The sequence below is a fragment of the Coraliomargarita sinensis genome (assembly GCF_003185655.1).
In the GTDB taxonomy this organism is placed as follows: domain Bacteria; phylum Verrucomicrobiota; class Verrucomicrobiia; order Opitutales; family Coraliomargaritaceae; genus Coraliomargarita_B; species Coraliomargarita_B sinensis.
Map to the genome: position 1 here is coordinate 225,943 of NZ_QHJQ01000004.1, position 25,449 is coordinate 251,391.

The following is a 25,449-nucleotide window of genomic DNA, read 5'->3' on the forward strand; positions in this document are numbered from 1 at the left end:
AGTCCTAAACCCGCTCGACAATGTCACGCATTCAAACAAGTACGATTCCCGAACAGACCGCAGTTCATTTGCGCGAAGGCATTGCAAGTGGCCGCTGGCTGGATGAAATGCCCGGGCGCGATCATCTGGCCAAGGAGCTGGGTGTCAGTCCTCGAAGTATCCAGAAGGCCCTGGATATCCTCAAACGGGAAGGCTTGCTCGTACCACAGGGACAGGGGCGCAGCAATCGGATCCAGGCGTCGAGGGAAGGACTTGAGGTCAAGCCGATGCGGGTCGCCGTGCTGCTCTTCAAGCAAATGGACCGTAACGACCCAATCGTGATTGAGCTTCGCCACCAACTAAACGATGCCGGCCATTTCACAATTTTTCCAAACGAGGGCGTGCAGGATCTGGGAATGGACGTAAAACGGGTGGAGCGCCTTGTCAAAAAAACAAAGGCCGATGTTTGGGTCGTACCCGGCGGCTCAAGAAAGATTCTACAGTGGTTTGTGGAACAGAACATCAGAGCCTTTGCCCTGGCGGGGCGAAGATTTAATGTCCAGATTGCCGGTACCGGCCCGAACAAGCCTCCCCTCTATGCCGAAGTGACGCGCAAGCTGATTGAGCTGGGACACAAGCGCATTGTCATGGTATGTTCTAGAATATTAAGAATTCCCGAACCCTCGATGACAGCACGAGTGTTTATCGATACAATGGAGGCACACGGCATACGCACGGGACTCTACAACCTTCCGGAATGGGAAGAGAGCGAGGAAGGTTTTCATGAATTATTGGATTCCCTATTTCAAACAACTCCACCCACCGCGTTGATCCTGGACGAACCATTTCAGTTCCACGCGGCCTACCACTATTTGTCGCATCATCAATTGAGGGTACCCGAGGATGTATCCATGGTTTGCACCGATGCGGATTTGGGATTCAACTGGTGCCGCCCTTCAGTGGCCCACTTTTACTGGGACTATCAACCCGTCGTGCGCCGAATCATGCGCTGGGTCAACAACGTCGCTCGCGGCATCGACGACCAGCGCAAGAGTTTTACCAAGGCGGAATTTATCGACGGAGGCACCATCGGACCGGCGCCTGATTGATTAAATACAATACCCGGACTTGGTTCGAACCATTGATCCCACCTCATACCAGTGCGTGACTTTTACTGGTGGCTTACCCGGCCTCGCTCTGCGAGACTTCCGCCTTCGCTCTGCGAGACTACGGCGTGACAAGACGGCGTGGTATACAGGAGGTTGGATAGGAGTGGTAGACGGAGTCGGGACATGCGTGGCCTTGTCGCTACGCTCGGAACGTGTCCCCATTGATCGCTTAGGAAGAACTTTTCTAAATTCGAAATGCCTCTCAATTTGCGAAAGGACGGATGGACAAGAATGTCCATACTCCGTTTCTGGGCTTGGATTCGATGATATTGCCAATAAAAGTCGGTGGATGGCAACATACAGTTGCGTGACTTTTTCCGGTAAAAAGACAAATTCCGCATTTTGCCTGTTCTCAACACAAAGACAGCCGAGGCGGATGTTCCACGTAGTAGTCGCCGCATGAGTTTTTTAAAACTGCATCAGGCTCTTGCCGAGTGGCTTTATCCCACTATAGGGAGGCGATCAAAACGCCGTGCGGCACCGAACCATCCGATCTTATGAAAAGCGGGGTGAGGACTTATTCAGAAGACCATTCCGGGTAAATTGAGCTGACATGATCCGCAGTTATCGCTTCGGGGCTCACCACAAGTCGATAGCGCAAGGAAAACGACTCCCCTTCTCTCATTGTATAGGGCGCATCAAAAAGCACGGCGGGGCTGAAAAAAGGCATCATGGGTGCCACATACCACGTTGTCGGCACACGGAAACTCTCCGGGTGTTCCATGATGAGAACACTCGCGCCCTGTGAGCTGTTAAAGCTCATCCATTGAGCTTTATAGCCCTGAATGCCCCCTCCATCAATAGCTTGATCTCGCGTTAAAAATGTTCCGCCGGTCAATGACTTGGCGAGGCGAATGGATAGGCCTGCGTACCCACCGTATTGCTTCCCCTTCGGTTCACCCGGAACAGGCGTTCGATCCAACACCACGTCCTCAAGGGCACGAAAGTCGGAAGACCAATCAATCGTATAGACCCCCGAAGTATTCGGGGGCGTGATGACCAGTTGGCGTGCCTCCTCCAGAAGTCCGGGCCCGTCTTCGGTCGGTGCGTAATCCAGCCTTTGTTCGATGGTCACTCGCTGCGATTCGTCGATTCGCTTCCGGGTCGCCAAGAGGCGGGTCGAACCGTCCGACCGCCCCGTTGCCTTGTTTTCCTCCCAGTAATTCACTCCGTTGAGGTACTTCCAGGAAAACCAAAGGCCACGGTGCCAGACGTGATCCTTCGGGCGCAGTTCGGTCAGCAAGGCTCCCTTTGTTGTCTTCAACGGATGAAAATAGGGCTTACCTTCACTAGCATCGTGGTGGTAAGTCCAAAGCACCTTACCGTCGTACTGCAGCGTTGTGGCATCGGGAGATGTAATCACCTCGACCGGAGGCTCCGCTCGCAGCGTCCCGCATAAGAGACAGGCAATGAGGTAAATGATTTTTAAGCGTTTCATCGCATAATTGACAAGGGGCTTCGAAAGGCCGCTACGACAAGGCCCAGGGGGCACGCATCGGGCGGTGCATCATCTGAACCGCGTCGTCACTACCAAGAACGGCCTCTTTCACCGGATCCCATTTTAAAGTCTCACCGGTACGGATGCCGATGTCGCCCATATGGGATATTATGTCCGACTTGATGGCGGACTCAAGTGTGGCCACGGGTTGACTGCGACGGAGTACGCAATCGACAAAATTGCCACGATGGTTCCGGCTTACCGGAAGTCGTATGGGGCCGGGGTCCTTTGCCCGGCGACGGATCTCTTCCGAAGAGGCTTTCAAGGCACCCCGCGAAACACTGACCCAGCCCTTCGTCCCGACGAACATGGTACCATCCCCATGCGACAAAATAGGTTCTCCGCGCCCCGTGGGCAATTTCCCGGCGATTTCACCCGCAGTTATGGAGTCCTGGAAAGTCATTTCCATTCCGGTCGCGTAAGTCGCTTTCATATCCCATTTGTGGACGGTATTGAAAAGAGGCCCGGTCGCGATGGCCCCCTCGGTCTTGTATTCGACCGGGATATCAAGACCGACGGCATCGGCCCACCACTGCAACTGATCCAGCGGATGCGCGCCCCAACCGGCAATAAAGCCGAGGGCATAATCGTAAATATACCAAGCCCCTTTGTTACTCACACGGTCGGGGCTGTAAGGCTTTTTCGGAGCCGGGCCGAGCCACATATCGTAATCGAGATCCTCGGGCACAGGCTGCGGTGTGGGGTCGCCACCCTCGGCAATCCCACCGGGTGCCCAGACATGCACTTCCTGCACCTCACCGATGTGCCCGTTCAACACCAGGTCGATACCCATTCGGCAGGCATCGGAGGAACGCTGTTGGGTGCCATACTGAAAAATCCGGTTATGCTTTTCGACAATCTCGCGGGCCGCCAGATTCTGCTCGATGCTGACACCGAGCGGCTTTTCGCAATACATGTCCTTACCCGCCCGGGCGGCGGCAATCGAAATCGGCACGTGCCAGTGATCGGGCGTCACCACATGGACCGCATCGATGTCGTCCCGGGCGAGGAGATCGCGAAAGTCGGTGAAGCGGTGCGTCACGCCCCACTGGTCACCCCGCCTATCCTGGCGGCTCTTAAAAGGGTCGCAGACGGCCACGATCTCCGATTTGGGATAGTTCACATAACTGACAGCCGCCCCCGACTGGCCCCCACAACCGATCACCCCGATCGTGACGCGGTTACTCGGTGCCACCTTGCCGTTTTGCCCCAGCACGGTGGAGGGTATTATAGTAGGAAAGCCCAAAACCACACCGGCCCCTGCGGATTTTTTAATAAAGTCTCTTCGTGTTTGTTTCATCATTATAATATTCTCCCTACGCGAACCACTCCCGCAAACGCTCGGCGGAGGTTTTCACGGCTTCATCGCCAAATATTTCCAGAGTGGTTGGACCGTCAAAGCCACGCCGTTTCAATTCCGCTGCGATCTCCGGCAGACCGATCACGCCGTCTCCCAGCGCCAACAGGCCCATGCCACATCCGAATTGCTGGCCGCGCTTGGGCTCCCACTCCGCGTCGAGGTCCTTCCAGTGAACATGCTTGATGCGGTCGGCGAAACGATCGATGTACTCGAGATTGTCGCCGCCACCCAGCCAGAGATTCCCTGTGTCCAAATTGAGCCCGACTGTATCCGTGTGCCCGATACGCTCCAGCAGCTCAGCCGTGGCGACCATATCATCCGTCACCATGCCGTGCGGTTCGATCAGTAATTCGATGCCAAGCTCCTCCGCCCATTGCACCGGCCAGTGGAGTTTTTCAGCAATGGTGAAGATACGCTCCTCATAACTCAGGTTGTGACCGAAGTCCGTTTTCGGGTCCCCCTCGGTGGTGATCACTTGCTTGACGCCGAGATCACGAGCCAGCCGGATGGCTTTGATAATTTGCGCCGTCCCGTAGGTGTCGGGAGCCGTGGGATCGAGCAGGTTGGCATGGGCGCATACTGCCGTCAGTGTGAGCCCATGTTTTTCCACCATCCGGCGGACCTGGGAAGGGTGCGCATCGAGACTCGCCGCCGCAGTGAAGCCGAACTCGTTTCCCAGCAAAGCACCGTCGTGGCTGTCGGTCAGATCCGCATAGTCGAAGCCGCGATCACGGATGGCCTGAAACTGGGCGTCCAGTGGACTAAAGGGATTAACGAGGGCGAAGCAGCCGATTTTAATCATAATAACGAATTATATCTTTTTGAGGTTTTATTCGAGGCCTATATCGGACACTGAATTTGAGTAAGAAGTTCGCTGAATTGCTAGTGCACAAATTTGGACGACTCCCGGTCGGGCCGCGAAGTCACCCCTCTCAGCTTCCAAGCCGGAAAGAAGAGCTTTTGTATCCATTTCCATAAAAGCATGTCCATGTCTTTCTAAAACTCGACACGTATCTTTCCGGTCATGCCTGAACGCCCACCCCATACATTCAGAAAACCATCGAAACGGGATACCGAAAATCGAAATGACTTACCCAAATCCCTGCTGGCTGAGCGATTGGTCGTGAATGAACTTTCTTTCAGTGGCAAACGCCCAACCGCCAGTCCCCTGCAGATCCGCACACACCTGTACCCTTTGCTTGAACCTGTTTGAAAAGACACGGCGCTACGCGGCGCTTACTCTTGCCGCATATGGAAAGACTGATTTCTTTGATTATTCCAAGGAGTTAAGCGTAGTGCCACCGGAGGTGGACGATCCAACCCTGCTGTTTACGATTCAGCCCACCTTCTGTTTTTTGACATGCCAATTGTACGGGCATACTCCTTCAACTCATTCATAAGGAATGATTCAATATCCTGACGGCTGTTTGCTTTCAAAACGAAGATATCGTCATTTTTGAGAGGAAGCCTGCCGGGAGCTCTTGGATTCGTAAGCTATCAATTCCAAACGCCCACTAGGCGATAATGTCCAGCAAACTCCAAAACGTGATCCGAATGATACAACCTGGGTTATAGCAGGAAAGTTGATTTTGTTTCTCATTCTGGCTTGCTCTGTAATGTGACCGCTACCCCGCATAGCACAGCTCAGATCGAAAATCTGTGCATCCATCAAAACGACACAAAAACAAGTGACCACAACCGAAAGACCCACCTGCGTGGTTTCAACCCCTCTGGAAATAATCCTATGACCAAACCACTTTGCCTTATCTTCCGTTTTCTTGCCATAGCATTCATTTTGCTCGGTGCATCCTGTCGGCTGGCAGACAGGCATTCGGGGGCCCGTCACACCAGCAGCACGCTCAAGCAGGAGAACTTTGAAAATCCCCCTCTGGAGGCGCGGCCCTCGGCTCTCTGGACCTGGATGAACGCGCATGTGGATCGGGACCAACTCACGCATGAACTGGAAGAGATGAAAGACAAAGGGATGCGCGGCGCCATTATATGGGATATGGGCGCGCTCATTGATCCGGAAAAGCTCATCCCGGAGGGCCCCGCCTATCTGGGGCCGGAGTCCCTGGAGAACATCCACCACGCAATCAAGGAAGCCGGTCGCCTCGGGCTGGAGATGGGTATCTCCGGCGCCAGCAGTTGGAACTCGGGAGGGCCGTGGATTGAACCGGAGCTTGGTTGCCAGACACTCGCCTGGACGAGCACCGAGGTAAGCGGGCCGAAAGCGCTTAACCTGAAGCTACCGCTCCCGGAGGAGACGCGGAACCCGACCCGCAGACTTGCGGTGATTGCCATCCCAAGCGGTCAGGGCCCTATCGAGACCGACCAGGCCTACCGACTCGACGGGAATGTGGATGCGGACGGCATACTCGCCTGGGACATGCCGGAAGGAGATTGGGAAATCATCCATTTTGTCAGCACGCACACCGGGCAGGGCTTGATGTGTCCGAGCCCGAACTCCCATGGTCCGATGATTGACCATCTCAGCGCCGAGGCCACTCGCAAGCATATCGGGCATGTTCTGAAGACCATTACTGAAGACGGGGAAGACCTTGGCGCGCTCAAGACCCTTTTTCTCGATAGCTATGAGGTAAAAACGCCGATCGACTGGACACCTGTGTTTTCAACTGCTTTTCAAGAAGCCTACGCTTATGACCCGCTGCCCTGGCTGCCGGTGTTGGCCGGAAAAACCGTGGTCAACGAAGACCTGAGCCAGCGCTTCCGGCACGACTATGGTAAACTGGTCAGCGACCTCGCGATCGAGAACCACTACGCACTGGCGAATGACATCGCCAATGAGCACGGTTTGCAACTGCTGGCTGAAGCCGGCCATGGTGGCTATGCGCGCTTTGATACCCTGAAGGCACTCGGTGCGGTGGATATTCCGATGGGTGAATTCTGGAACCACCGCAAGAACTGGTGCACCAAGGAAGCGGCCAGTGCGGCCAATCTATATGGCAAGAAGTTCGTCAATGCCGAGTCGATGACCGGCTGGCAGCACTGGCAGGACGGCCCGCAGGCCTACAAGCGGCTCACGGATATCGCCTTCTGCGCAGGGCTCAACCAAATTACCTTCCATACCTTTGCCCACCAACCTCCGGGGTCCGGCCTGCCCGGTTATGCCTATCACGCTGGCGAGCATTTTAACGTCAACCTGACTTGGTGGCCCCAAGCTCGCCCGCTGCTCGACGCGCTTTCGCGCAGCTCGTATCTGCTGCAACAGGGCACCTTCGTAGCCGATGTCGTCGCCTACTACGGCGACGGCGCACCCAACCTGGTGCCCGCCCGTCGACTGACGCCGACCATCGAGCCAAGGTGGACGGATGACAAATGCCTGCACTGCGGCACGCCGAAACCGGTCGACCTCTCGACGCTCGGACAGTCACATGACTACGATTATTTAAACCAGGAAATCCTCATCGAGCAAATGGAAGTCCGGGATGGTAAACTCGTTTTACCCAGCGGGATGGAATACCGCTTACTGGTTTTACCGAAATCCCGTTCGATCTCGCTGGCCAGCCTTAAGAAAATCGAGCAACTCGTTCGCGAAGGCGCCACGGTAACAGGCGCCAAGCCACTGCGCTCCAACAGCATGGCACACTACCCGGACTGCGACCTGCAAGTGCGCACCCTTGCCGATAAGCTGTGGGGTGATTGTGATGGCAACCGGGTCAAGAGCCATCGCTACGGCAAAGGACAAATTTTCTGGAATGTTCCGCTCAACGAAGTGCTTGCCCGCATCGGTGTTGTCCCCGACTTCACCGTCGAAGGGATCGACAATTCCGGCCGGAAGATCGACTACATCCACCGCAGTACCGGGAAGCAGGAAATCTACTTCATCTGCAACACAAGCGATGATGCCCTCCGTTTCCAAGCGGGCTTCCGGGTGGGCGAAGGCTACGTGCCGAGCTTCTGGAATGCGGAAGACGGCCGAGTCTCTCCATGTTATGAATACAAACAGAAGGATGGCCGAACCTACCTGCCCCTCGACCTCGCACCGGCGGAATCTGTGTTCGTGGTCTTCACTCAGCAAAAAGCAAAGGAGCACTTTGTCACGATCGACCGGCCCCTTGGTGCTGAACTCAAAGTCCTCAATCTCTCGCATGAAAGCGCCACCGCTCATGTCTGGCAGGCCGGCAGTTATGCCTTCCGGACTTCGCATGGCCGCAACGGCCGTTGGGAAGTAGAAACGGATCCGCAAGTCCAAACCATCGATGGGCCATGGCAGCTACGCTTTCCCCTGAACCGCGGGGCACCCGATGCAGTGAAGCTACCACAGCTTGTCGACTGGACGCGGCATCCGGAGGCGGGAGTGAAATACTTCTCCGGCACAGCCACTTACGAGAAATCCTTCGACTTAGCGCAAACACCCGATGACGGGACCCCGCTCATCCTTGATCTTGGCAAGGTAAAAGAGGTCGCCGTCGTCCGGGTCAACGGCAAAGAAGCCGGAACTCTCTGGAAAGAACCCTACCGGATCGATATCGCCGAGTTGGTCCGCGGCGGGCAGAACAAGCTGGAGGTTAAAGTCACCAACGTGTGGAACAACCGCCTGGTCGGTGACACGAGGAGCGCCGGAAAAAAGAAGATCACGAAGACGAACATCAGCCGCCTCTTTGAGCCGGATTCCCCCCTCCTACCCTCTGGCCTGATGGGGCCGGTGACGCTCTCGGCGCCCGTCTTGGTCGATGCAGTATGGGAGTAGGGTCTTTCATTTTGTTTTCTCTAGAAAGCGATCACTACCCGGAATCAAAAAACTTCCAACTCATGCCGTTTCTTTTCAATCAGGTTGAGTCCCAAAGAAGCGCTTAAGCAAAGGGATTTGCAGGCTTCTACCGGATGCCGGCCGATCATGACACCGGCAGTGCCAAGGGAACGCGGCTTGACAGATAATTGTCGGTGATGGCGTTTTAACCCGCTTAGAACACTATTAACGATTCGCCACCACTTTTTGCAAAACAGGGATATGGGGTTGCCCTTGGTTCCCTTTGCCACCCGGCGTTGAACGAATGGGTTCAGGATAAAAATTAGAAACAAGATGCCACGGGGAAACACGAAGGATGCAGACCACTCTCATGAATGACAATACGGCCATCCAATTCCGCCACCTCAAGCGACTTACCCATGCTGAGTCGGCCACCGCCACGAGTGTGCAGGCCCTCATGGACATGGCAACCGGGTACTGGCAGGCGGCGGCTCTCTCGGCGGCTGTTGAAATCGGGGTCTTTTCCTGCATTTCGGGTTCAACCGCAACTGCGGTGACGATTGCCGAAAGCTGCCAAGCCGACCCGGCCTGCATGGCCGACTTGCTCGATGCCTTAACCGGCCTTGGGATTTTGGACAAGGAAGACGCGACCTACCGCCTGAACGCAAAGTTTGCCCCCTACTTGAACCCCGAAAGCCCGACCTGCATGTTGGGTGCGCTGCAGTACAACAGCAAACTCTACTCGCTCTGGGGCAAGCTGGCGAAATGCGTCAAAAGCGGGACACCAGCGGCCCCGCCAGAGGCCCACCTCGGGGGCAACCCGGAGGCGACACGAGAGTTCGTCATGGCGATGCATGCACGCGCGCTGGGCATCGCTCCCATGATTCTGCCGACGCTGCCCGTCGAACCCGACGCCAGGCTCCTCGATGTGGGAAGCGGACCGGGCACTTTCAGCCGTATGCTTGCCGAGCGTTCCCCGATGCTGAAAGTCACCCAATTTGACCTGCCGCACATCCTTTTCCACGCTGGCCAACTCACCGAGAGCAGCACCGCGCGGGAACAAATCGAATTTGTGGCGGGAGATTACCGGGAGACTTCCCTACCCGACGGTCATGACGCCATCCTTTACTGCGGCGCGCTTCATCAGGAAACGCCCGAAACGGCAAAAAAGTTGTTACGTAAATTCCGCGACGCGCTACCGAGCCGCGGCCGACTTATAATCGTCGATCTCATGACCGAACCGGGCCGGGCCACTCCTGTGTTCGGCGCCTTGTTTTCGTTAAATATGAAGCTCTTTAATCCGGGGGCGCAGGTTTACTCCACCGATCAGGTCGACACCCTGCTCACGGAAGCCGGTTTTGATTCGATCACTCACGAGGCTCTGGAACCGAGCCCCTACTATTGCACGACATGCATCAAATCATGAATACGATGAAAAAAATTCTCGCAGTAAGCGTCGTTTTACTGGCGATGGGTTCGGCGCTTTTCGCCGGCGAACTCCGGTTGAGCCGACACTACACGAGCGATATGGTGTTGCAGCGGGAGAAACCGGTGCTGATCCGCGGCTTTGCCGAAAAAGGAAGCGAGGTCACCATCACCTTTTCGGGACAAACCAAAGAGACCAAAACAAATGAAAAAGGTGAATGGTCCGTCACGCTCGACCCCATGTCCGCTTCGGCCGAAGGCCGTGAGCTCACGTGTCGGATACCAGCCACCGGAGAAAAGGTCGTGCTGGAGAATGTGGTTGTAGGGGACGTGTTCGTCTTTGCCCGGCAGAGAACCATCGATGTCAGCCTCGGACGTGATGAGGCCGGCAAGAAAGCGGCGTCAGATGTCGCTTCCGTAAGAGTGATCAAAATCAAGACTGTCCCGGCTTACGATTTGCAACCGGATCTGGCAAAAGAAGCCACCAGCGGATGGACCCCCCTCAGCAAGGAAGCTGCACTCAGCATGGATGCCGCCGCTTTCTACATGGCAAGGGATCTCGCCGGAACGGCGGACGTGCCCGTTGGGATCATCGACATCAATCTGGGCCGCCACTTCCCCATCGGCTGGATGAGCAGAGAAGCCCTGCTCGAGACCGGCAAAGTCTTCCCCGGTAAGGGGAACCGCGTCAACGGGATGATCGAAATGATGGACAACTACGCCAACCCTGACGAGCAGCAGAAGTACAAGGACTCACAGCGGCTTTATCCCCGCCCCCCTGCCAAAGAGGACGCACGTTTTCCGGCCGCAGGGTATAACGCCGTCCTGCACCCCCTGCGTGGGTTAGCGGTTCGAGCGCTGCTGCTGCAGCTTGGTAACAATTATACCTACTATCCTTACGCCGTGCTTGAACGGGAAGGCGAACACACCAATCGACGCTTTGCCGCTCAAGCCTTCGACGATTGCTACCTGGTCCGTAAATGGTGTCTTTATCTGGCCCCGACGACGACGCCCAGGCTGCCGAACGAGTGGCGTGACGTCTTCGGCGACGCCACCCTCCCCATTGGCTGGATCACCCCGCCGGGATCGGATCTGGATACATTGGGTCGCCACCATAGGGAGATGCGTGAACTCCAACGCCAAGCCGCAGAAAAGGAAGAAGGCGTTGATCTAATTTTGCCGGGGACGGAAAACATCGACCTCAGCGCCCAGCCGGCAGATGACGAGCTTCTCGGCTCACGCTGCCTGGCCTGGCTGGAGGGAGCTGTTTACAAGCCGGACGAGGCGGCTCCCACCGGACCGCTCTTTGAGCGGGTCGAGTTGAAGGGTTCCACCGCACAGGTCTTTTTCAAGAAGGGGACGGCCAAAGGCCTCAAGGCGGATGAAGATGCTTTGGATTACTTTGAAGTCGCCGCGGCCACTGTCAGCGAAAACCCCAATATAGCTACCAACGGCAATCTGATCTATACCCCGGCAAAGGCAACGATCGACGGAAAGACCATACGTCTCTCCTCGGATACGGTCCAAGAGATTGCCTATGTGCGCTACAACTGGAGGGAGAAACCCGACCAGGGCCTGACCGCCGCAAACGGCCTGCCGGCATTTCCTTTCAGTACCGATGGAACCCCCTTCCCCGAGCGCATCGATACCAGCGGTGAAGAGAAACTGCCACCCGAGTTTTTTATGTCCATCGCCGATTGGGATAACGAAGGCCCCGTTATCTATGACGGCAATCTGAGGACCAGCCTGGACGATGGAGACGCGATGGGCCCGACCGGTATTCTGGCAACCATTGCCTACCGGCAGAATCTCTTTGTCAACAACACCTATGCGGGCTCCCCGGCAGAAGGAAAGCTCTTCCACGGGGACTTCATCTATGGCGTAAACGGCAAGCCGTTTGGGAAAAACGTGAAGGCTGACCTGGCCGAAGCGATCGTCCTGGCAGAAACGGAGGAGGCCAACGGGATCCTCAGCCTGAATGTGTTGCGCGATGAAAAAAAGACGACCGTCGATATCCAGCTTGAGGTGCTCGGAAGCTATAGCGAAACGTCCCCTTACAATTGCCCCAAGACGAACCGTATTGTGGCCGAGGCCGAAGCCCGTCTCGCGAGGGCCGGTGGACCAAAGGGCGGGGGTGGAAGAATGGGACATCCCGTTTTCAGTAACGCCGAAGCCATGTTCCTGCTGGCCGCCGGCACACCGGAGTACCAGGGCCTGGTGCGACGCCATGTCTACAAACGGATTGCAACTACCGACCTCAGCAAACCAATAGACCCCAACGGCAGGGATTCTCAGGGCGGACCGTGGGATCTTTCAGCCGATATGCTTCTGATTGCGGAATACTATTTGGCAACTGGTGACAGGAATGTTCTTCCCTACCTCAAGCATAAGTGTGACAGCCTGACTTCCATTCAGATTCGTCATCCCGACGAGGAAGGCCCCTGGCCCGAAGTGCAAAACATCGGCCAGATGGGCGGATGGCGTCATAATTTTTATGGCAGAGCCACCTACGGCACGATGCCGGCGGTCGGTGTCCCTGCAGTGCTCGGCTACCATCTGGCCAAAGAAGCGGGGGTCGAATACAACCCCGTCGGCTACGAGCGAGCCGTCCACTGGTTCCACCACAACGGCGCCCAAATCGGAAGTATTGTCTATGGGTATTTCAAGGAACCCAGAACAAGCCGCAAGCCCATCGACCCGGACAAACTGGCAGCCGGGAAGCTTGATCCCGGCAACGGAGGCGTTGCCGGCGCCGCCATTCTGTATGACCTTCGCGGAAACGAGGAGATCGCCAAGATCAATTCCTATTTCGCAACCCATTCCTACAACAACACCTATTATGCACACGGCGGCCACTTCTGGGCCAACCTCTACACCCCGCTTGGCGCTAAAGTAGACGGCAGGGAATCCTTTCAGTTCTTCATGAAGGGCTATCGCGATTACGCAACCATCAAACGGATGCCCGACTACAGCCGTGAGCAGGGATATAGTCATTACTTGGCCGATGTCGCTCCAAGGGAGCGTCTACGCATTCTCGGCGCACACGAATCTGTCTTTAGTGCTAATCCGCCAGAGGCTTTGCAAGCTGCCCTGGAGGCCTACTACAAACGCGACTACGGTGCTTGCGAGAAGGCCGTGAGTGCACTCCTGGCAACGGGAAGACTGAAGGGGCTGGATCTGAAAAAGGCAGAGCAACTTCGGGACGCGGCCGTTCTGATCCAGGAGAGCATTGCCCTCGACCTGGCCAGGCTACACAGGCTGATCTCCGAGAAAAAACCCTACGAAGCCGGACTTGACCTGACCCAGCTCAAAGCGGTGATGCCGGAAAGCAGTGCTGAGCTGGCCGCCATCGAGGCGGCTTTGGCTCAACCGGAGATGGAGAAACTCGTCCGGGATGACAAAAGGCGGCTCAAGGCCTATCAGGAATCCCTGGCCCTCAAACTTTCTGCAGATAAGAAAGAAGAAGGCAGTCCGGGGTGGCTGGAGATTGTCAGTCAAAGCCAGGGGAGATATGCCATACGTTCCGAAAACCCCACGCCTTCAATCTGGCGCATGAAGGTTGTCGAGTCGGCCCAACAGGCTCCCGAGGGATGGACCGGGCCCGGCTTTGACGACAGCGACTGGAGCGAGGTAACCCTTCCCATCAATTGGCGGGAAAACCATACGATACTCCTTCGTACTCCCTTTGATATCGAAGACCCCGCCGCTGTAAAAGCGCTGCGCTTCAACCAATTCGCAAAGCACCTGAGTCACATGAAGGTGTTCATCAATGGCCGAGCCGTCGCCAAGATCAGCGCCGTCAGCGGCGGCAGGGAAGTCGGCATTCCCCTGAATGATCATGCCCTGAAACTTCTCAAGAAAGGCAGGAACACCCTTTCCGCAACCTACAAGAATCACCTGCGCTGGGGCGGACGGGGGCGCCCCGACGGTGGGGGGCTCAACATCACCCTTGAGATGCAGGAAAAGTAGAGCTCATTCTGCATCGAAGGGTGTGTATTTAGAGAAGACCAATTGAACCTTTGTGCCTAGCTCAGGGACATAATACTCATTGACGGCCATCCCCTGGTTTTTTCCGCGATAGGGATTAAGGGTTTTCTTGCCATATTGAATCACCGAGTTTTGGTTGGCCCAGATGCCGACGACCGTACCGACGGAGTCGGCCGTATAGTGACGTTCACCATTATCCAGCATACGCAGCTTTGAACCTGTGAAAACCCAGGCGCTGGATACGCCTTCAGGTACGTCTTCCCGAAACCCGCCCCTCTCGCCGTCGGCGCTTGCTTCACTGTTCCCGGTGTTTCTACGGAACATATTCGCGATGTTTTCCCGCACCACTGAATCACCGATCGCCCACTCCACATCAATCCGAAGCAAGGACTTTTCAGCCTTCCGGGCGCTTCTCCACCACGTTTCCTTTAACCCGCCTGTCATAGGAAACGGTTCCAGCCCGACCAGCAACAAGGCTGTATGTAGAATCTCCGCTTTAACCTCCGTCACGAAAATCGATTCATGCTCGAAGGTGCCTTTACGGCATACCACGTACTCAAGAATCCCCGAGTCGAGACAGACCGTGGCGTCCATCCGTATTTCCTGGGTCTCGCGGTCAATCACCAAACCGGGAAATTTGAGTTCGGTTTCCGTTACGCGCAGATCCCCCTGCGGGAATTGACCTTCCCCTTTCCCCGAAGCCGCTTCCTTTGCGGGAAGTGACGCTCCCGTCATCATGCAAACGAGAAAGGCGCGCGAGAGTGAACCCCGTAGATGGTTTGGTTTTGCTGTCATTGCGTTGTTTGGCGTCCTTTTATTTTATAGTTTCCCTAGGGCGACAGCACCCGGAAGGTATTGGCTGAATGGCGATGTGCCCGATCCGCTCATTGAGCGGGTATCGAGCCAAACCAAAGCTTTGACGAAAGGCCGCTTCATGAGGTGCCCTGACCCCGCTTCGTCATGCTCGGTCGCCTGCTCGCCGGTCAAATCCGCGCGCAGCCATGAGAGAGAATTAAAAGGGGTAAAATAAAACCTCGCCGAGCAATCCGCAGACGCGTTCCCGAGTTCGCCACGAAGTTTTACTTCATTGCCCTCCGCTCCTGCTATAGAGGAGGTTGCGCCGAATGCTAAAAGAAAGACCCGGACTGCATAAATGCGGCGTAAGGACGGTTTCAAGGAATGTCTCATGTATATTTTTTGAAAATCTAGTTTGGCCGGATGATTGTCATGGTAATTAGAACCATGCACTATCCTTTCGGTTCGTTTTGTCCCATTAAAAATTACGCATCCTCCTGCATCTTTTCTATCATGTCAAAAAAGGGATCACCTTGCAGCTGAAGTGTATAAACAGAGCGGCAAGAGCGCTGCTCCCGCAGGTTGAGCCAAGTAAAAAATACCTGGATGGCACGGCATAGAGGGCTAATTGCCATTTCCCACAATCCACATTATTCTTGTGGTCGTCTGTGCCTGGCAGGATAAGTAAAAAAACATCCTTTTCCCGGGATTTGCTCGATCACTTTTTGTAATCTTAGCGTCCAAGAGATTCTCTTTACGGAACACGTGAAACGCATGAAACACGACGCGGTGGAAGCTCCCGGTTATTGTATTCAATGAACAACAGCATGATTCGACTCCCCTATCGCAAGCTCTTGCCTTTGGCATTAATCATTCACTCCCTCGCATTTTGTTGGCTGCAGGCAAACTCGCTGCCGGGACAAAAGACAGGCTTATCCACCTACGCGATCCAACCGCAGAGGATTGTCTGGATGAGTCCGGAGGGCGTGGAACATCCCGACACCCTCCTGAAGGCCAACGCCGGGCAGAGCACGATCAAGCACATCCATCCTCCCTTTGTCTTGAGCCCCGGCGAGAACTCCGGATCGATCATTCTGGATTTCGGCACGCAGATCTCCGGCTATCTGGAGATCTTTACTCCGGGCTTCAAAAAAAGCGACGGCCCCCGAAAGCTGCGGGTGCGTTTCGGCGAATCGGTTGCCGAGACCTCGGCCGAACTCGGTGAACGCGGCGCGCAAAACGACCATGCCCTGCGCGATCAAATCCTGAAACTTCCCTGGTTCGGGAAAAGGATGATCGGCCCCTCGGGCTTCCGCTTTGTCCGGCTGGATGCGATCGAAGGCGGACCCTCCGTGCCCATGCTGGAAGTCAGGGCCATGCTACAAATCCGCGATGTTCCCTATCTGGGCTCATTCGAATGCCCGGACGAACGCTTGAATAAAATTTGGCAAACCGGCGCCTGGACGGTCCACCTCAACATGCAGGACTACCTCTGGGACGGGATTAAACGGGATCGTTTGGTTTGGCTGGGTGATATGCATCCGGAAGTCTCGGTCATTAGTGCCGTCTTCGGGCATAATGAGGTTGTCCCCAAGAGCCTCGACTTAATGAAGACCACCACCCGCCCCACCCAATGGATCAACAACATCAGTTCCTACTCCATGTGGTGGGTCATCATCCACCATGACTGGTATCAGTTGTATGGTGATCTGGATTACCTGAAGGAACAAAAGGACTACCTGCAAAAGCTGTTGCCCCATCTGGCCAAACATATCGACGAAAACGGAAGCGAGGCACTCAGGGATGGCATTCGTTTCCTCGACTGGCCGACCAAGGCGAACGAGAAGGCCGTACACGAGGGGCTTCAGGCGCTCATGGTCATGACCATGGACAAGGGGGCAAGACTGATGGATTTACTGGACGATCCGGCGACTGCAGAGCTCTGTCGTACCGCGGAAAGCAAGCTCCGCCAACACGTACCGGAGGTGAGCGGGCGCAAGTCACCAGCCGCGCTCAACCTACTGGCGGGTCTTCGTAAGGCCGATGCGGTGGCAGCGGAACTGATGGCCGGAGGACCGAAGGACCTTTCCACCTTTTATGGCTACTATGTACTTTGCGCCCTCGGTGAGGCGGGCGAAACCAATGCCGCTTTGGATATGATCAGCCAGTACTGGGGCGGGATGCTCGACCTTGGAGCGACCACCTTCTGGGAGGACTTTGATCTGGAATGGACCAAGAACGCCGCACGAATTGACGAACCGGTCCCGGAGGGCAAGGACGACATCCACGGTGATTACGGGGCCTATTGCTACAAGGGTTTTCGTCACAGCTTCTGTCACGGCTGGGCCGGTGGGCCGACTGCCTTCCTCAGTCATCACGTCCTGGGCATTCAACCGGCGGCACCGGGATTTGCGAAGGTCAGGATCCAGCCGAACCTGGGCCGTCTCGATTGGGCCGAAGGCAGCTACCCGACGCCGAAGGGCCTCATCAAAGTGCGCCACGAGAGACAAGCCGACGGCTCCATCAAAAGCACCATCCAAACCCCGCCGGGGGTGCAACAGGTGGACTAGACCCGTTCAAACAAGCTCCCCTGTAGCCGAAGCTTCTTTTTTCTATAATTAGTCATCACGCCCGCTTCGCTCACTTTGAACGTATGCGTGCAAATCCCAGAATGATCCACTCTTGGAGTCGATTTTAGGGACGAGCTGGAGCATTATGCCAGTGACCTGCCAGTGATGTGAGTGAAATCCGCCGCGTACGTCTCAACCAAGAGTCGTCCGAAGGGCTTTTAAAATAGCCCCTACCGGTCAAACTAGGGAGGCAGAGGTTAACCAATCGCTTGTAGAAAGTCGATTTGATCGTTCCACGCAATGCCACCGCAGGTGAACAATCAGCGCAAAGTGGTTAACAACTCCAGAGCCCTTTATTAGGTTACTTCCGGGGGACTCATCTCTTCTCAAAAGCCGTCCGCAGCTGCTCAATTTCACTCCGCTTCAAACCAAGCTTCGTGGCGTATGTTTCCCAGGCGCTGACCACTTCCGACACCTCAGTGATGATCGATTCCTGTCTTTTTGAGGAGAGCCGGAAGTACTGCCCGACGCGCCGAACGAGGTCCAATTCGCAGGCATTATTGTTCTCGTCAATGTTCAATGCATGTCCCCCACTCCAAGGCTGCGCGTTCAAATCGTAGGCCGGTGATAGGGTCCACCCCTGATCCGAGAGCAGGAAACCGTGATTGCGCAGGTGGTCGTCGGTGTTGTGGACACAGACATTGAAGACGATCCTTCGCCAGAGCTCTTCGAGATCTTCGTTCACATTGGATCCATAGCGCTCGATCAAGTCGACAAGGTCGAGGTAACTGGCTCCCGTTTTCGCACCGTCGCCATCCTGATAACCGAGTAGATTCATGGACGAAGCGAAGTGGATGCGTGCATCCAACTCCCGATCAAAACGACGGACCAGGAAGGTGGTGCCTGCTTTGGAAAATCGCTCGACCCGTGCTTCGGCAATTCGCAGGCCAGCATTTTTGGCCAGTTGATAGACCAATCCCTCCCAAGCACCCACGTCGTATTCATCCGACCGACTTGGGAACTTCGCGATCCAGAGCTGGCCATCGGGGTCAATCACGCTGCATTTTGGCCGCGCCCCGCCAAGAGAGGTTCCGGGGGCGATCAGCATGCGTAGCCACTCGACGTGCTCAGAATCATCGGAGTTGGAGGCCTCGAATCGTCGGGAGGCCTGTTCCAGTTCACGCAACCTTTGCAGTGGAGGCACGGAAAGTTCTGTATCCTCCGCCAAGAAGGAACCCCCTGAACCATCACAAAAGCGGAGTGCCCCCATGCGGCAGGTATCCGAAACCGCCAGGAGATAGTCCGAATCGAACAGGACTGGTGAGGCATCCTCCGAATTCAGGGCGGCACGCCGCCGAATGAGAAGCCGACCCCAACGGTCCGGCGCTGAGTCCAGAAAGAGCCCGAATGGATTCGCACCGTCGGCATACTGGCGTCCTTCGACAAATTGTAACCTCGGATCCAGGAGAAAGGGTTGCGGCTGCTTCAGCCAATCCCGATCGTACTCAAAAGAGAGCACCTCCTCACCTCGAACTGTCGACCGATGCAATTGGCCCATCAGGGTCGCACCACCCAAGCCCTTCCAGTCGGCATAGACAAAAATAGCGGAGGAGCGGCTCATGTTACGGCCTTACGTTTCGGGGCACGCTGCTTGGGAGTCAGTTCCATATCCTGCAACTTACGCCCCATTTCGTCGTCACGCGCCAGCAGCTCGAAGTCCTTCTCCAGTCCCAACACCCGCATGACCTGGAAATAGTTGCCCATGGCCACAGTCGGTTCACCGGACTCAATGCTGACCAGAGTTCGGCGACTGATTCCCGCCCGCTCGGCCACGCGCGAGGCACTCAGCTTACGGCGCAATCGAGCCAATCGAAGGTTTTCTCCAAGGCGCTCCATGAGACGTCGTTGAGCAGGTAACAAGCGGGGTGTTTTTTTCATAATGGGCAATATATATCTCATATCCGATTATATTGTCAAATATATTGCGCATTGATGAGCGAAGCCTAATACCAGATACAAGAAGGTTTGTCCTTATCCACTGATTAAACCCGTAGCCTCGACGGAGTCCTTACGGAGATGGCGCAGCAAACTCTGTTTCGGGGCCGATGGAGGTCGCCCCGGTTCCGAGAACCGGGGCCACGAGATCTAAATCTATTAGGACAAACCTTTCGCGAATCGGTATAATACCTTATTCAAAAAGGGCACGTCGGACTTAGGAAGTCTGACGCGCCCTAAATCGAAGCGGTATTACCGGAAGACAAACGGCAAGCTCTTCCAAGGGCGTTTCTCAAAATCGGGAAGCGGGTTCTCAGTCCTGCGGCACCTGATATTGCTCCTTCAACGCAGTGAGCTCTGACTTCAAACGTTTGATCTGCTCCGCATGCTCAGGCTCTTCGTAAATGCTGTTCATTTCCAACGGATCCTTTTTCAAGTCGAACAGCTCCCATTGCTCACGACCGGGCACACCGGGGCCATAGAAACGGATGAGTTTCCAGCGGCCATCGAAGACACCCTCGTGACGCCGAACACTGTGCGTGGCAGGATAGGCGTAGTAATGGTAATAAAGCGAATCACGCCAATCGTCCGGTCGCTCGCCGTTAATTAAGGGAAGCAGGCTCCGGCCCTGCATGGCCTCAGGAATCGGCGCGCCGGCCAGGTCGAGGAAGGTTTCAGCGAAGTCGATGTTCTGCACCAAATCGGAATTCACGGTGCCCGACTGGCTCACGCCCGGCCAGCTGACGAGGAGCGGCGTGCTGAAGGATTCATCATACATGAAGCGCTTATCAAACCAGCCGTGCTCGCCGAGGTAAAAGCCCTGGTCGGAGGAGTACATCACGATGGTATTTTTATCCAGCCCGTTGGCAGCCAGATAATCGAGCAGTGCACCGACACTTTCGTCCACACTGTGGGCGGTGCGCAGGTAGTCTTTGACATAGCGCTGGTAGGCCCAGCGAATCCATTGGCGGGAACCATGCTCAAGGTCGGCATCGAAGTAGGCTTGATTGCGCGGGTCGTAAGCGGCGTCCCAAATCGCGCGCTGCTCATCATTCATTCGGAAGTAAGCACCGCTTTCTCCCCCGGGATAAGGATTGTCGCGATATCTTTTGAAACCTTTTGCTTTATTCGCCTCCGAGCGGACCTTCAGGTCCGTATCCAGACGCATGGTTGATTTGAGTGTCATGTCCTGCTTTTTGGCAGCGATGCCCCGGTTTTCGTAATCATCGAAGAGGTTGTCCGGCTCGGGCAGCGTCACTTCGTCGTAAAGGCCCACATGCCGCGGCGCGGCCATCCAGGTGCGGTGGGTGGCTTTGTGATGAACCATAAGCATGAAGGGTTTGTCACGGTCGCGCTTGTGCTCAAGCCAGTCGATCGCCTTGTCCGTTATGATATCGGCGACGTAGCCCTCGACGATCTCCGAACCCGCTTCCGAGATGAATTCGGGTTGGTAATAGGAACCCTGTCCCGGCAAAACGTCCCAATAGTCAAAGCCCTGCATCTTACCTGAAAGGTGAATCTTGCCAATCATGGCGGTCTGGTAGTCATGCTTTTGCAGGATCTTCTGGAATTGCTGCTGGTTGTGATCGAATCCACCACGGTTACCGGTCTTGCCGTGAATATGGCTGTGTTTACCGGTCAGCAGAGTGGCCCGCGCCGGCGCGCAGATCGAGTTGCCCACATAGGCGCGGTCGAAGCGTATTCCCTGGTCGGCGATCCGATCGATATTCGGCGTCGGGTCCAGGTCGGCGAAGCGCCCGCCATAGGCGCCGATGGCCTGGCGGGTATGGTCGTCCGAGAAAATCCAGAGGATGTTGGGACGCTGAGGCTCGGCGGCAGCGTGCGTCAATGAAACGGCAAAAAAGAATGCAAAAAGACGGATGAACATAACGGAATTTATTTAATGCTTCGGATCAGTTGTCCAAAGGATTTTCAGTAAGAAGGCCGGACTTGAGTTTTGTGCCCGCCTTTCTTCCCGAATTGTTCTTTGAGTCTCTCGTTTGTTTGCCTTGCGCTGTCGTCGCCTTGCTCCCCGGAACCGCACGCAGGGGATCGATCATCCCGCTCAGAGGGACTGTTTACGGTTTACTTGTCACGGCGTAATCCAATCAAGACGGATCCAACCCGCCAATCCGGCCAATACCGAAGCAAGGCCGACACTCGAAGGCAATATCGTCAATTGCGTCTTCAAGGCGCTTTTTTCGTATTTCATAAGTCGTTGGAAAACAAAACAGATCCAAAGTTTGAAGGGTACACCTCCCGTAGCTGCAATGTGATAACGGCGCAACTCACATCTCGCAAAGACATGATTGATAATGCACTAGCCACTACAGCAAAAAATAATCGCGCTGCGATGACACGGTTTATTAACATATAGAATAATCGCGTAATCATTCTAATTCTTAAATTCTCATCTTCCGTCGGCCAGCGCCGCAAAAAAGCAAATTTTGACCAACAACCCTAAATAATAGAATAGGACATCAGCTAATGTTTAAGAAAAAATTACTGACCGCTACGCTCACTCCTCTCGCGATGATCGCGCTTTCAGCCAATGCGGCCGTTGTAATTCAGCCGACAGATGTAGACGCTAGCAGCCAGTTTAGTCCTTCTTTTGACTCGTCCCATGTCATAGACGGTTCTGGCTTAGGCGCTGATAGCTCGGACGTTGAAACCGGCGATCCGGTGCCTACAACCTGGCCCACTAACATAAATGACTCCAACACCCGTAGTGCTAGCTGGGTGTCTCGAGATGAAAACAACGGGTGGATCATGTTCGATCTCGGTCAGAGCTACGAATTGGACGGCATGCACATCTGGAACTACAACTCCCTCGAATCAAGGGGTATACAAGATGTGAACATCAAGTTCGCTACCACCCTTACTGGCACCTTCGGCAGCACTGATGAGACCGACACCGGATGGGGCACGACGACCGCCGAGACATTCACGCAAGCATCAAAGCTGAACACTTATACAGGGGAAACGTACTCCCTCGGCAGCACCGTTACGGCTCAATACGTCCTGTTTGATATTCAAACGAATTACGGCGATAGCTTAGTCGGTTTGGATGAAGTCCGCTTCACCGGCACCGCCGTTCCAGAGCCTTCGTCTTTTGCCCTGCTTGCTAGCTGCTTCGGCCTGACCTGGATCATGGTTCGTCGCCGCTAAGGTTTAGACTGATAAACTATAAATTTTTCCAAAAGCGCAAGGACTTCACACTTTGCGCTTTTTTGTGCCCGCAAACCAAGTACCGAACAGGAACTACGGCATCCGGTTAAGCGGAAATCGCAGGGCCTCCAACTTGTCTTCGACCATGAGCACTGATTGAATGACTGAGGCCGCGCAAGATGACAAAACGGGTCAAGAGGTCAAAACGAGTCACGTCATTATCTTTGTGGTCGTGGCGTCGGGAACCGAGGAGGGGGTCATTCCGTCCGCCACTAGTGTCTATTTTATTCTATATGGGCAATCGCATCCTGCTGTTTCCGGTTCACTTGTCACAGTGTAGCTTTAGCGAAGACGGATCCAGCCAGCCAATACCCTCAATACCGAAGCAAAGCCGATACTCGAAGGCAATATGGTCCGTCGCGTCTTCAAGGCACTTTTCTTATTCTCGTAAGCCATTGGCGATTATAACAGATCCTAAGTTTGAAGGGTACAGGCGCGAGACGTCTCGCCGAATCTTCGGATTGACTCTCACGGGCGCGCCAGTGTCCACTAAGATATGCGCAAAATAGCCCTTCTTTGGATCCTGCAAATCGCCCTTCTACTCGTGCCGCTTACTTCAGGAGCTTATCCCAGCGAACTGCTTGACGAATTAAAGGCGAGGCGGGATATGCCACACCCGCGCATTTTGCTCGCCGCAGAGGCCACGGACGACTGGCGGGAGTCGATCGCGGCGGATCCGATTAAGCAGAGCGTCGCGTCCTTCGTTGTCAAAAAGGCGGAGGTTTATCTCAACAAAGACTTAGTCGCCTACGAACTCACGGGGCGCCGCCTGCGCGGACCGTGTCGCGCGGTCATGAACCGGATCGCTTATCTGGGCCTGGCTTATAAGCTGACCGGCGATCCGCGTTTTGCCAAACGGGGCGTTCGTGAAATGTTGAACGTCGCGTCCTTCAAAGATTGGAATCCAAGTCGCTTCCTCGATACCGCCACCATGACGGCGGCACTGGGCTTCGGTTACGACTGGTTTTTCCACGAAATGGGCGAGGCCGAGCGGCGGAGCATCCGCGAAGCGATTATTAAGCAAGGGCTGCTGCCCTCTTTCCAACCGGGTAACAACCGGTGGGTCGGATCGAAGAACAACTGGAACCAAGTCTGCCAAGCGGGCCTCACGGTTGGCGCGCTAGCGATTTTCGAAGACGCCACTGAAATCGCCGCCATCATCATCGACCGCGGCATCAAAAACGTGCCCACCGCTCTCAAAGCCTACGCGCCCGACGGTGCCTATCCCGAAGGTCCGGGCTATTGGGAATACGGAACGAGTTACACCGTTTTACAGATTACCGCACTCGAGTCCGTGCTGGGGCAGGACTTCGGCCTCAGCGCTCATCCAGGATTCCTCGAATCCTCCGATTACTACCTACACACCCACCGACCGGACCGACAATTATTCAACTACTCGGACAACAGCCTGAACAAGCCGGTCAATCCCGCCAGCTTTTGGTTTGCCGCCAAGCGCAACAAACCGGCCCTGCTTTGGTCGGAACTGCCGAAGCTTCAAGCTCTGATTGCCTCAGAACCCGGAGAAGGAATAAAGGACCGCTTCTTCCCGCTCGTGCTGTTCTGGGCTGGTGAAATCGCGCCCGACGCCGAGCCCAAAGAGCTCAGTTGGCACGGTCGAGGCCACACTCCGGTCGCGCTTCATCGTAGCTCATGGGAGCCGGACGCCACTTACTTCGGCATCAAAGGCGGCTCACCCCGTGTCAACCACGCCCACATGGACGCGGGGACATTCGTCCTCGACATGGGCGGCGTGCAGTGGGTCGAAGATATCGGAGCGCAATCCTACAACTCGCTAGAAAGTCTCGGCCTGCATATTTGGAGCAACGATGCGGATAGCGACCGCTGGCGCGTCTTCAGATTCGGTCCGTGGTCGCACAACACGGTGATCGTCGATGGACAAGCCCAGGACGTCGATGGGCGGACCACGCTGACTCACTTCACGAACGATCCCTTCACGCAAGTCACCCTCGACCTGAGCGAAGCCTTCGGCGGTCGCCTCGCCTCCGCCATTCGGACAGCCAGCCTACCGGAGCCCGAACTCTTCGAGATCCGCGATCGACTCACAGCTGATACGAGCGACCGTGATGCGCGCTGGGCGTTTTTCACGCGTGCTGAACTCGACATCAAGAGCGGCAAGATCGCCCACCTCCGCCGCGATGGGAGAACGATGCGCGTCTCGCTGCTCGCTCCGGCAGACGCTTCTTTCAAAAATATCTCCACCGAAGCGCCAAACAACTGGGACGGGCCAAACCCGGGCAGCTCCATGCTCGGTCTGACCACAAGCATCCCGGCAAACGAAACCCGCGAGATCCAAGTCCGCTTCGAGTTGATCGATTACTAAGAGGAATTTGCTTTGGGGCGGCGCTATACCCCCACTCCGGCTTCTCCTCGACAAACTTCACACACAGTTCACGAACAACTTCCATTTCCTGCTGCCGGTCCGTTTGTATCCTGCGCTTTGCCGTGTATTTGAGTGCTATTAATTTCCGGTGCCATGCCATCAGCGTTGTTGGAGTGACCAGACTTGCATAGGTCTGTAACGTTGCCCAACCGAGTGCCTTCGCCTTCTTGGCCAAGCTTCTCCGCTGTATATTGCTTAAAAAAGCTTCTTCCCTGAAGCATTAAGCTGATGCTTTATAACCCGGTTCTCTTCTAACAGGTACTCGATCACAGACTGTTGCTTCCGATTCACTTGTCACAGTGTAGCTTTAGCGAAGACGGATCCATCC

General features: G+C 55.4%; 15 protein-coding genes. 7 read left to right on the top strand and 8 right to left on the bottom strand.

The annotated features are described in order from the left end of the window. Nucleotides 1–20: 20 nt before the first annotated feature. A complete protein-coding gene (locus DDZ13_RS07575; RefSeq protein WP_110130834.1) occupies nt 21–1,088 on the top strand; it encodes a substrate-binding domain-containing protein in 1,068 nt (355 codons plus the stop codon). A gap of 577 nt (nt 1,089–1,665) precedes the next feature. On the opposite strand, the gene DDZ13_RS07580 is transcribed toward DDZ13_RS07575, so the two are convergent. The 3 genes from DDZ13_RS07580 to DDZ13_RS07590 are packed head-to-tail and all read right to left on the bottom strand — an operon-like array spanning nt 1,666 to nt 4,808. Further along, entirely contained in the window at nt 1,666–2,586 is a 921-nt protein-coding gene (locus tag DDZ13_RS07580; RefSeq protein WP_110130835.1) for a DUF6807 domain-containing protein, read from the bottom strand. Nucleotides 2,587–2,617: 31 nt separating this feature from the next. Continuing rightward, the gene (locus DDZ13_RS07585) at nt 2,618–3,946 is read right to left on the bottom strand and encodes a Gfo/Idh/MocA family protein (protein ID WP_233246117.1); all 1,329 of its coding nucleotides are present in this window, start codon (nt 3,944–3,946) and stop codon (nt 2,618–2,620) included. 16 nt (nt 3,947–3,962) lie between these two features. Then, nucleotides 3,963–4,808 (bottom strand): sugar phosphate isomerase/epimerase family protein, encoded by an 846-nt coding sequence (locus tag DDZ13_RS07590; protein ID WP_110130837.1) that lies wholly within the window; start codon nt 4,806–4,808, stop codon nt 3,963–3,965. 942 nt (nt 4,809–5,750) lie between these two features. Here DDZ13_RS07590 and DDZ13_RS07595 point away from each other — a divergent pair. The 3 genes from DDZ13_RS07595 (at nt 5,751) to DDZ13_RS07605 (ending at nt 14,114) form a co-directional block, all read left to right on the top strand. Next, nucleotides 5,751–8,720, top strand: a complete 2,970-nt coding sequence (locus tag DDZ13_RS07595; protein ID WP_110130838.1) for a glycosyl hydrolase — start codon at nt 5,751–5,753, stop codon at nt 8,718–8,720. Between the two features lie 355 nt (nt 8,721–9,075). Beyond that, nucleotides 9,076–10,146: a methyltransferase gene (locus DDZ13_RS07600; protein WP_110130839.1), complete on the top strand. Its 1,071-nt coding sequence runs from the start codon at nt 9,076–9,078 to the stop codon at nt 10,144–10,146. A 5-nt stretch (nt 10,147–10,151) separates the two neighbouring features. Beyond that, nucleotides 10,152–14,114: a DUF6288 domain-containing protein gene (locus DDZ13_RS07605; protein WP_146209294.1), complete on the top strand. Its 3,963-nt coding sequence runs from the start codon at nt 10,152–10,154 to the stop codon at nt 14,112–14,114. Nucleotides 14,115–14,117: 3 nt separating this feature from the next. Here DDZ13_RS07605 and DDZ13_RS07610 read toward each other — a convergent pair whose 3' ends face one another. Next, entirely contained in the window at nt 14,118–14,927 is an 810-nt protein-coding gene (locus DDZ13_RS07610; protein WP_146209295.1) for a YdjY domain-containing protein, read from the bottom strand. A 24-nt stretch (nt 14,928–14,951) separates the two neighbouring features. Beyond that, nucleotides 14,952–15,320, bottom strand: a complete 369-nt coding sequence (locus DDZ13_RS07615) for a hypothetical protein (RefSeq protein WP_110130842.1) — start codon at nt 15,318–15,320, stop codon at nt 14,952–14,954. A gap of 434 nt (nt 15,321–15,754) precedes the next feature. On the opposite strand from DDZ13_RS07615, the gene DDZ13_RS07620 reads away from it, so the two are divergent. Continuing rightward, nucleotides 15,755–17,497: an alpha-L-rhamnosidase-related protein gene (locus DDZ13_RS07620; protein WP_110130927.1), complete on the top strand. Its 1,743-nt coding sequence runs from the start codon at nt 15,755–15,757 to the stop codon at nt 17,495–17,497. A gap of 376 nt (nt 17,498–17,873) precedes the next feature. On the opposite strand, the gene DDZ13_RS07625 is transcribed toward DDZ13_RS07620, so the two are convergent. The 3 genes from DDZ13_RS07625 to DDZ13_RS07635 form a co-directional block, all read right to left on the bottom strand. Next, the gene (locus DDZ13_RS07625) at nt 17,874–19,118 is read right to left on the bottom strand and encodes a type II toxin-antitoxin system HipA family toxin (protein WP_110130843.1); all 1,245 of its coding nucleotides are present in this window, start codon (nt 19,116–19,118) and stop codon (nt 17,874–17,876) included. Then, entirely contained in the window at nt 19,115–19,435 is a 321-nt protein-coding gene (locus DDZ13_RS07630) for a helix-turn-helix domain-containing protein (protein WP_110130844.1), read from the bottom strand. Before DDZ13_RS07630 ends, DDZ13_RS07625 begins: the two co-directional genes overlap by 4 nt. A gap of 370 nt (nt 19,436–19,805) precedes the next feature. Further along, on the bottom strand, nt 19,806–21,380 hold the full coding sequence (locus DDZ13_RS07635; protein ID WP_110130845.1) for a sulfatase family protein: 1,575 nt from the start codon (nt 21,378–21,380) through the stop codon (nt 19,806–19,808). A gap of 599 nt (nt 21,381–21,979) precedes the next feature. On the opposite strand from DDZ13_RS07635, the gene DDZ13_RS07640 reads away from it, so the two are divergent. Beyond that, nucleotides 21,980–22,660, top strand: coding sequence for a PEP-CTERM sorting domain-containing protein (locus DDZ13_RS07640; RefSeq protein WP_110130846.1), 681 nt, complete (start codon nt 21,980–21,982; stop codon nt 22,658–22,660). Nucleotides 22,661–23,216: 556 nt separating this feature from the next. Continuing rightward, nucleotides 23,217–25,061, top strand: coding sequence for a heparinase II/III domain-containing protein (locus DDZ13_RS07650; protein ID WP_110130848.1), 1,845 nt, complete (start codon nt 23,217–23,219; stop codon nt 25,059–25,061). Nucleotides 25,062–25,449: the final 388 nt, after the last annotated feature.

Excerpts from the sequence above, each read along its gene's own strand:
- DDZ13_RS07575 (WP_110130834.1), top strand. The coding sequence starts at position 21 with ATGTCACGCATTCAAACAAGTACGATTCCCGAACAGACCGCAGTTCAT.
- DDZ13_RS07580 (WP_110130835.1), bottom strand. The coding sequence starts at position 2,586 with ATGAAACGCTTAAAAATCATTTACCTCATTGCCTGTCTCTTATGCGGG.
- DDZ13_RS07585 (WP_233246117.1), bottom strand. The coding sequence starts at position 3,946 with ATGAAACAAACACGAAGAGACTTTATTAAAAAATCCGCAGGGGCCGGT.
- DDZ13_RS07590 (WP_110130837.1), bottom strand. The coding sequence starts at position 4,808 with ATGATTAAAATCGGCTGCTTCGCCCTCGTTAATCCCTTTAGTCCACTG.
- DDZ13_RS07595 (WP_110130838.1), top strand. The coding sequence starts at position 5,751 with ATGACCAAACCACTTTGCCTTATCTTCCGTTTTCTTGCCATAGCATTC.
- DDZ13_RS07600 (WP_110130839.1), top strand. The coding sequence starts at position 9,076 with ATGCAGACCACTCTCATGAATGACAATACGGCCATCCAATTCCGCCAC.
- DDZ13_RS07605 (WP_146209294.1), top strand. The coding sequence starts at position 10,152 with ATGAAAAAAATTCTCGCAGTAAGCGTCGTTTTACTGGCGATGGGTTCG.
- DDZ13_RS07610 (WP_146209295.1), bottom strand. The coding sequence starts at position 14,927 with ATGACAGCAAAACCAAACCATCTACGGGGTTCACTCTCGCGCGCCTTT.
- DDZ13_RS07615 (WP_110130842.1), bottom strand. The coding sequence starts at position 15,320 with ATGAGACATTCCTTGAAACCGTCCTTACGCCGCATTTATGCAGTCCGG.
- DDZ13_RS07620 (WP_110130927.1), top strand. The coding sequence starts at position 15,755 with ATGATTCGACTCCCCTATCGCAAGCTCTTGCCTTTGGCATTAATCATT.
- DDZ13_RS07625 (WP_110130843.1), bottom strand. The coding sequence starts at position 19,118 with ATGAGCCGCTCCTCCGCTATTTTTGTCTATGCCGACTGGAAGGGCTTG.
- DDZ13_RS07630 (WP_110130844.1), bottom strand. The coding sequence starts at position 19,435 with ATGAAAAAAACACCCCGCTTGTTACCTGCTCAACGACGTCTCATGGAG.
- DDZ13_RS07635 (WP_110130845.1), bottom strand. The coding sequence starts at position 21,380 with ATGTTCATCCGTCTTTTTGCATTCTTTTTTGCCGTTTCATTGACGCAC.
- DDZ13_RS07640 (WP_110130846.1), top strand. The coding sequence starts at position 21,980 with ATGTTTAAGAAAAAATTACTGACCGCTACGCTCACTCCTCTCGCGATG.
- DDZ13_RS07650 (WP_110130848.1), top strand. The coding sequence starts at position 23,217 with ATGCGCAAAATAGCCCTTCTTTGGATCCTGCAAATCGCCCTTCTACTC.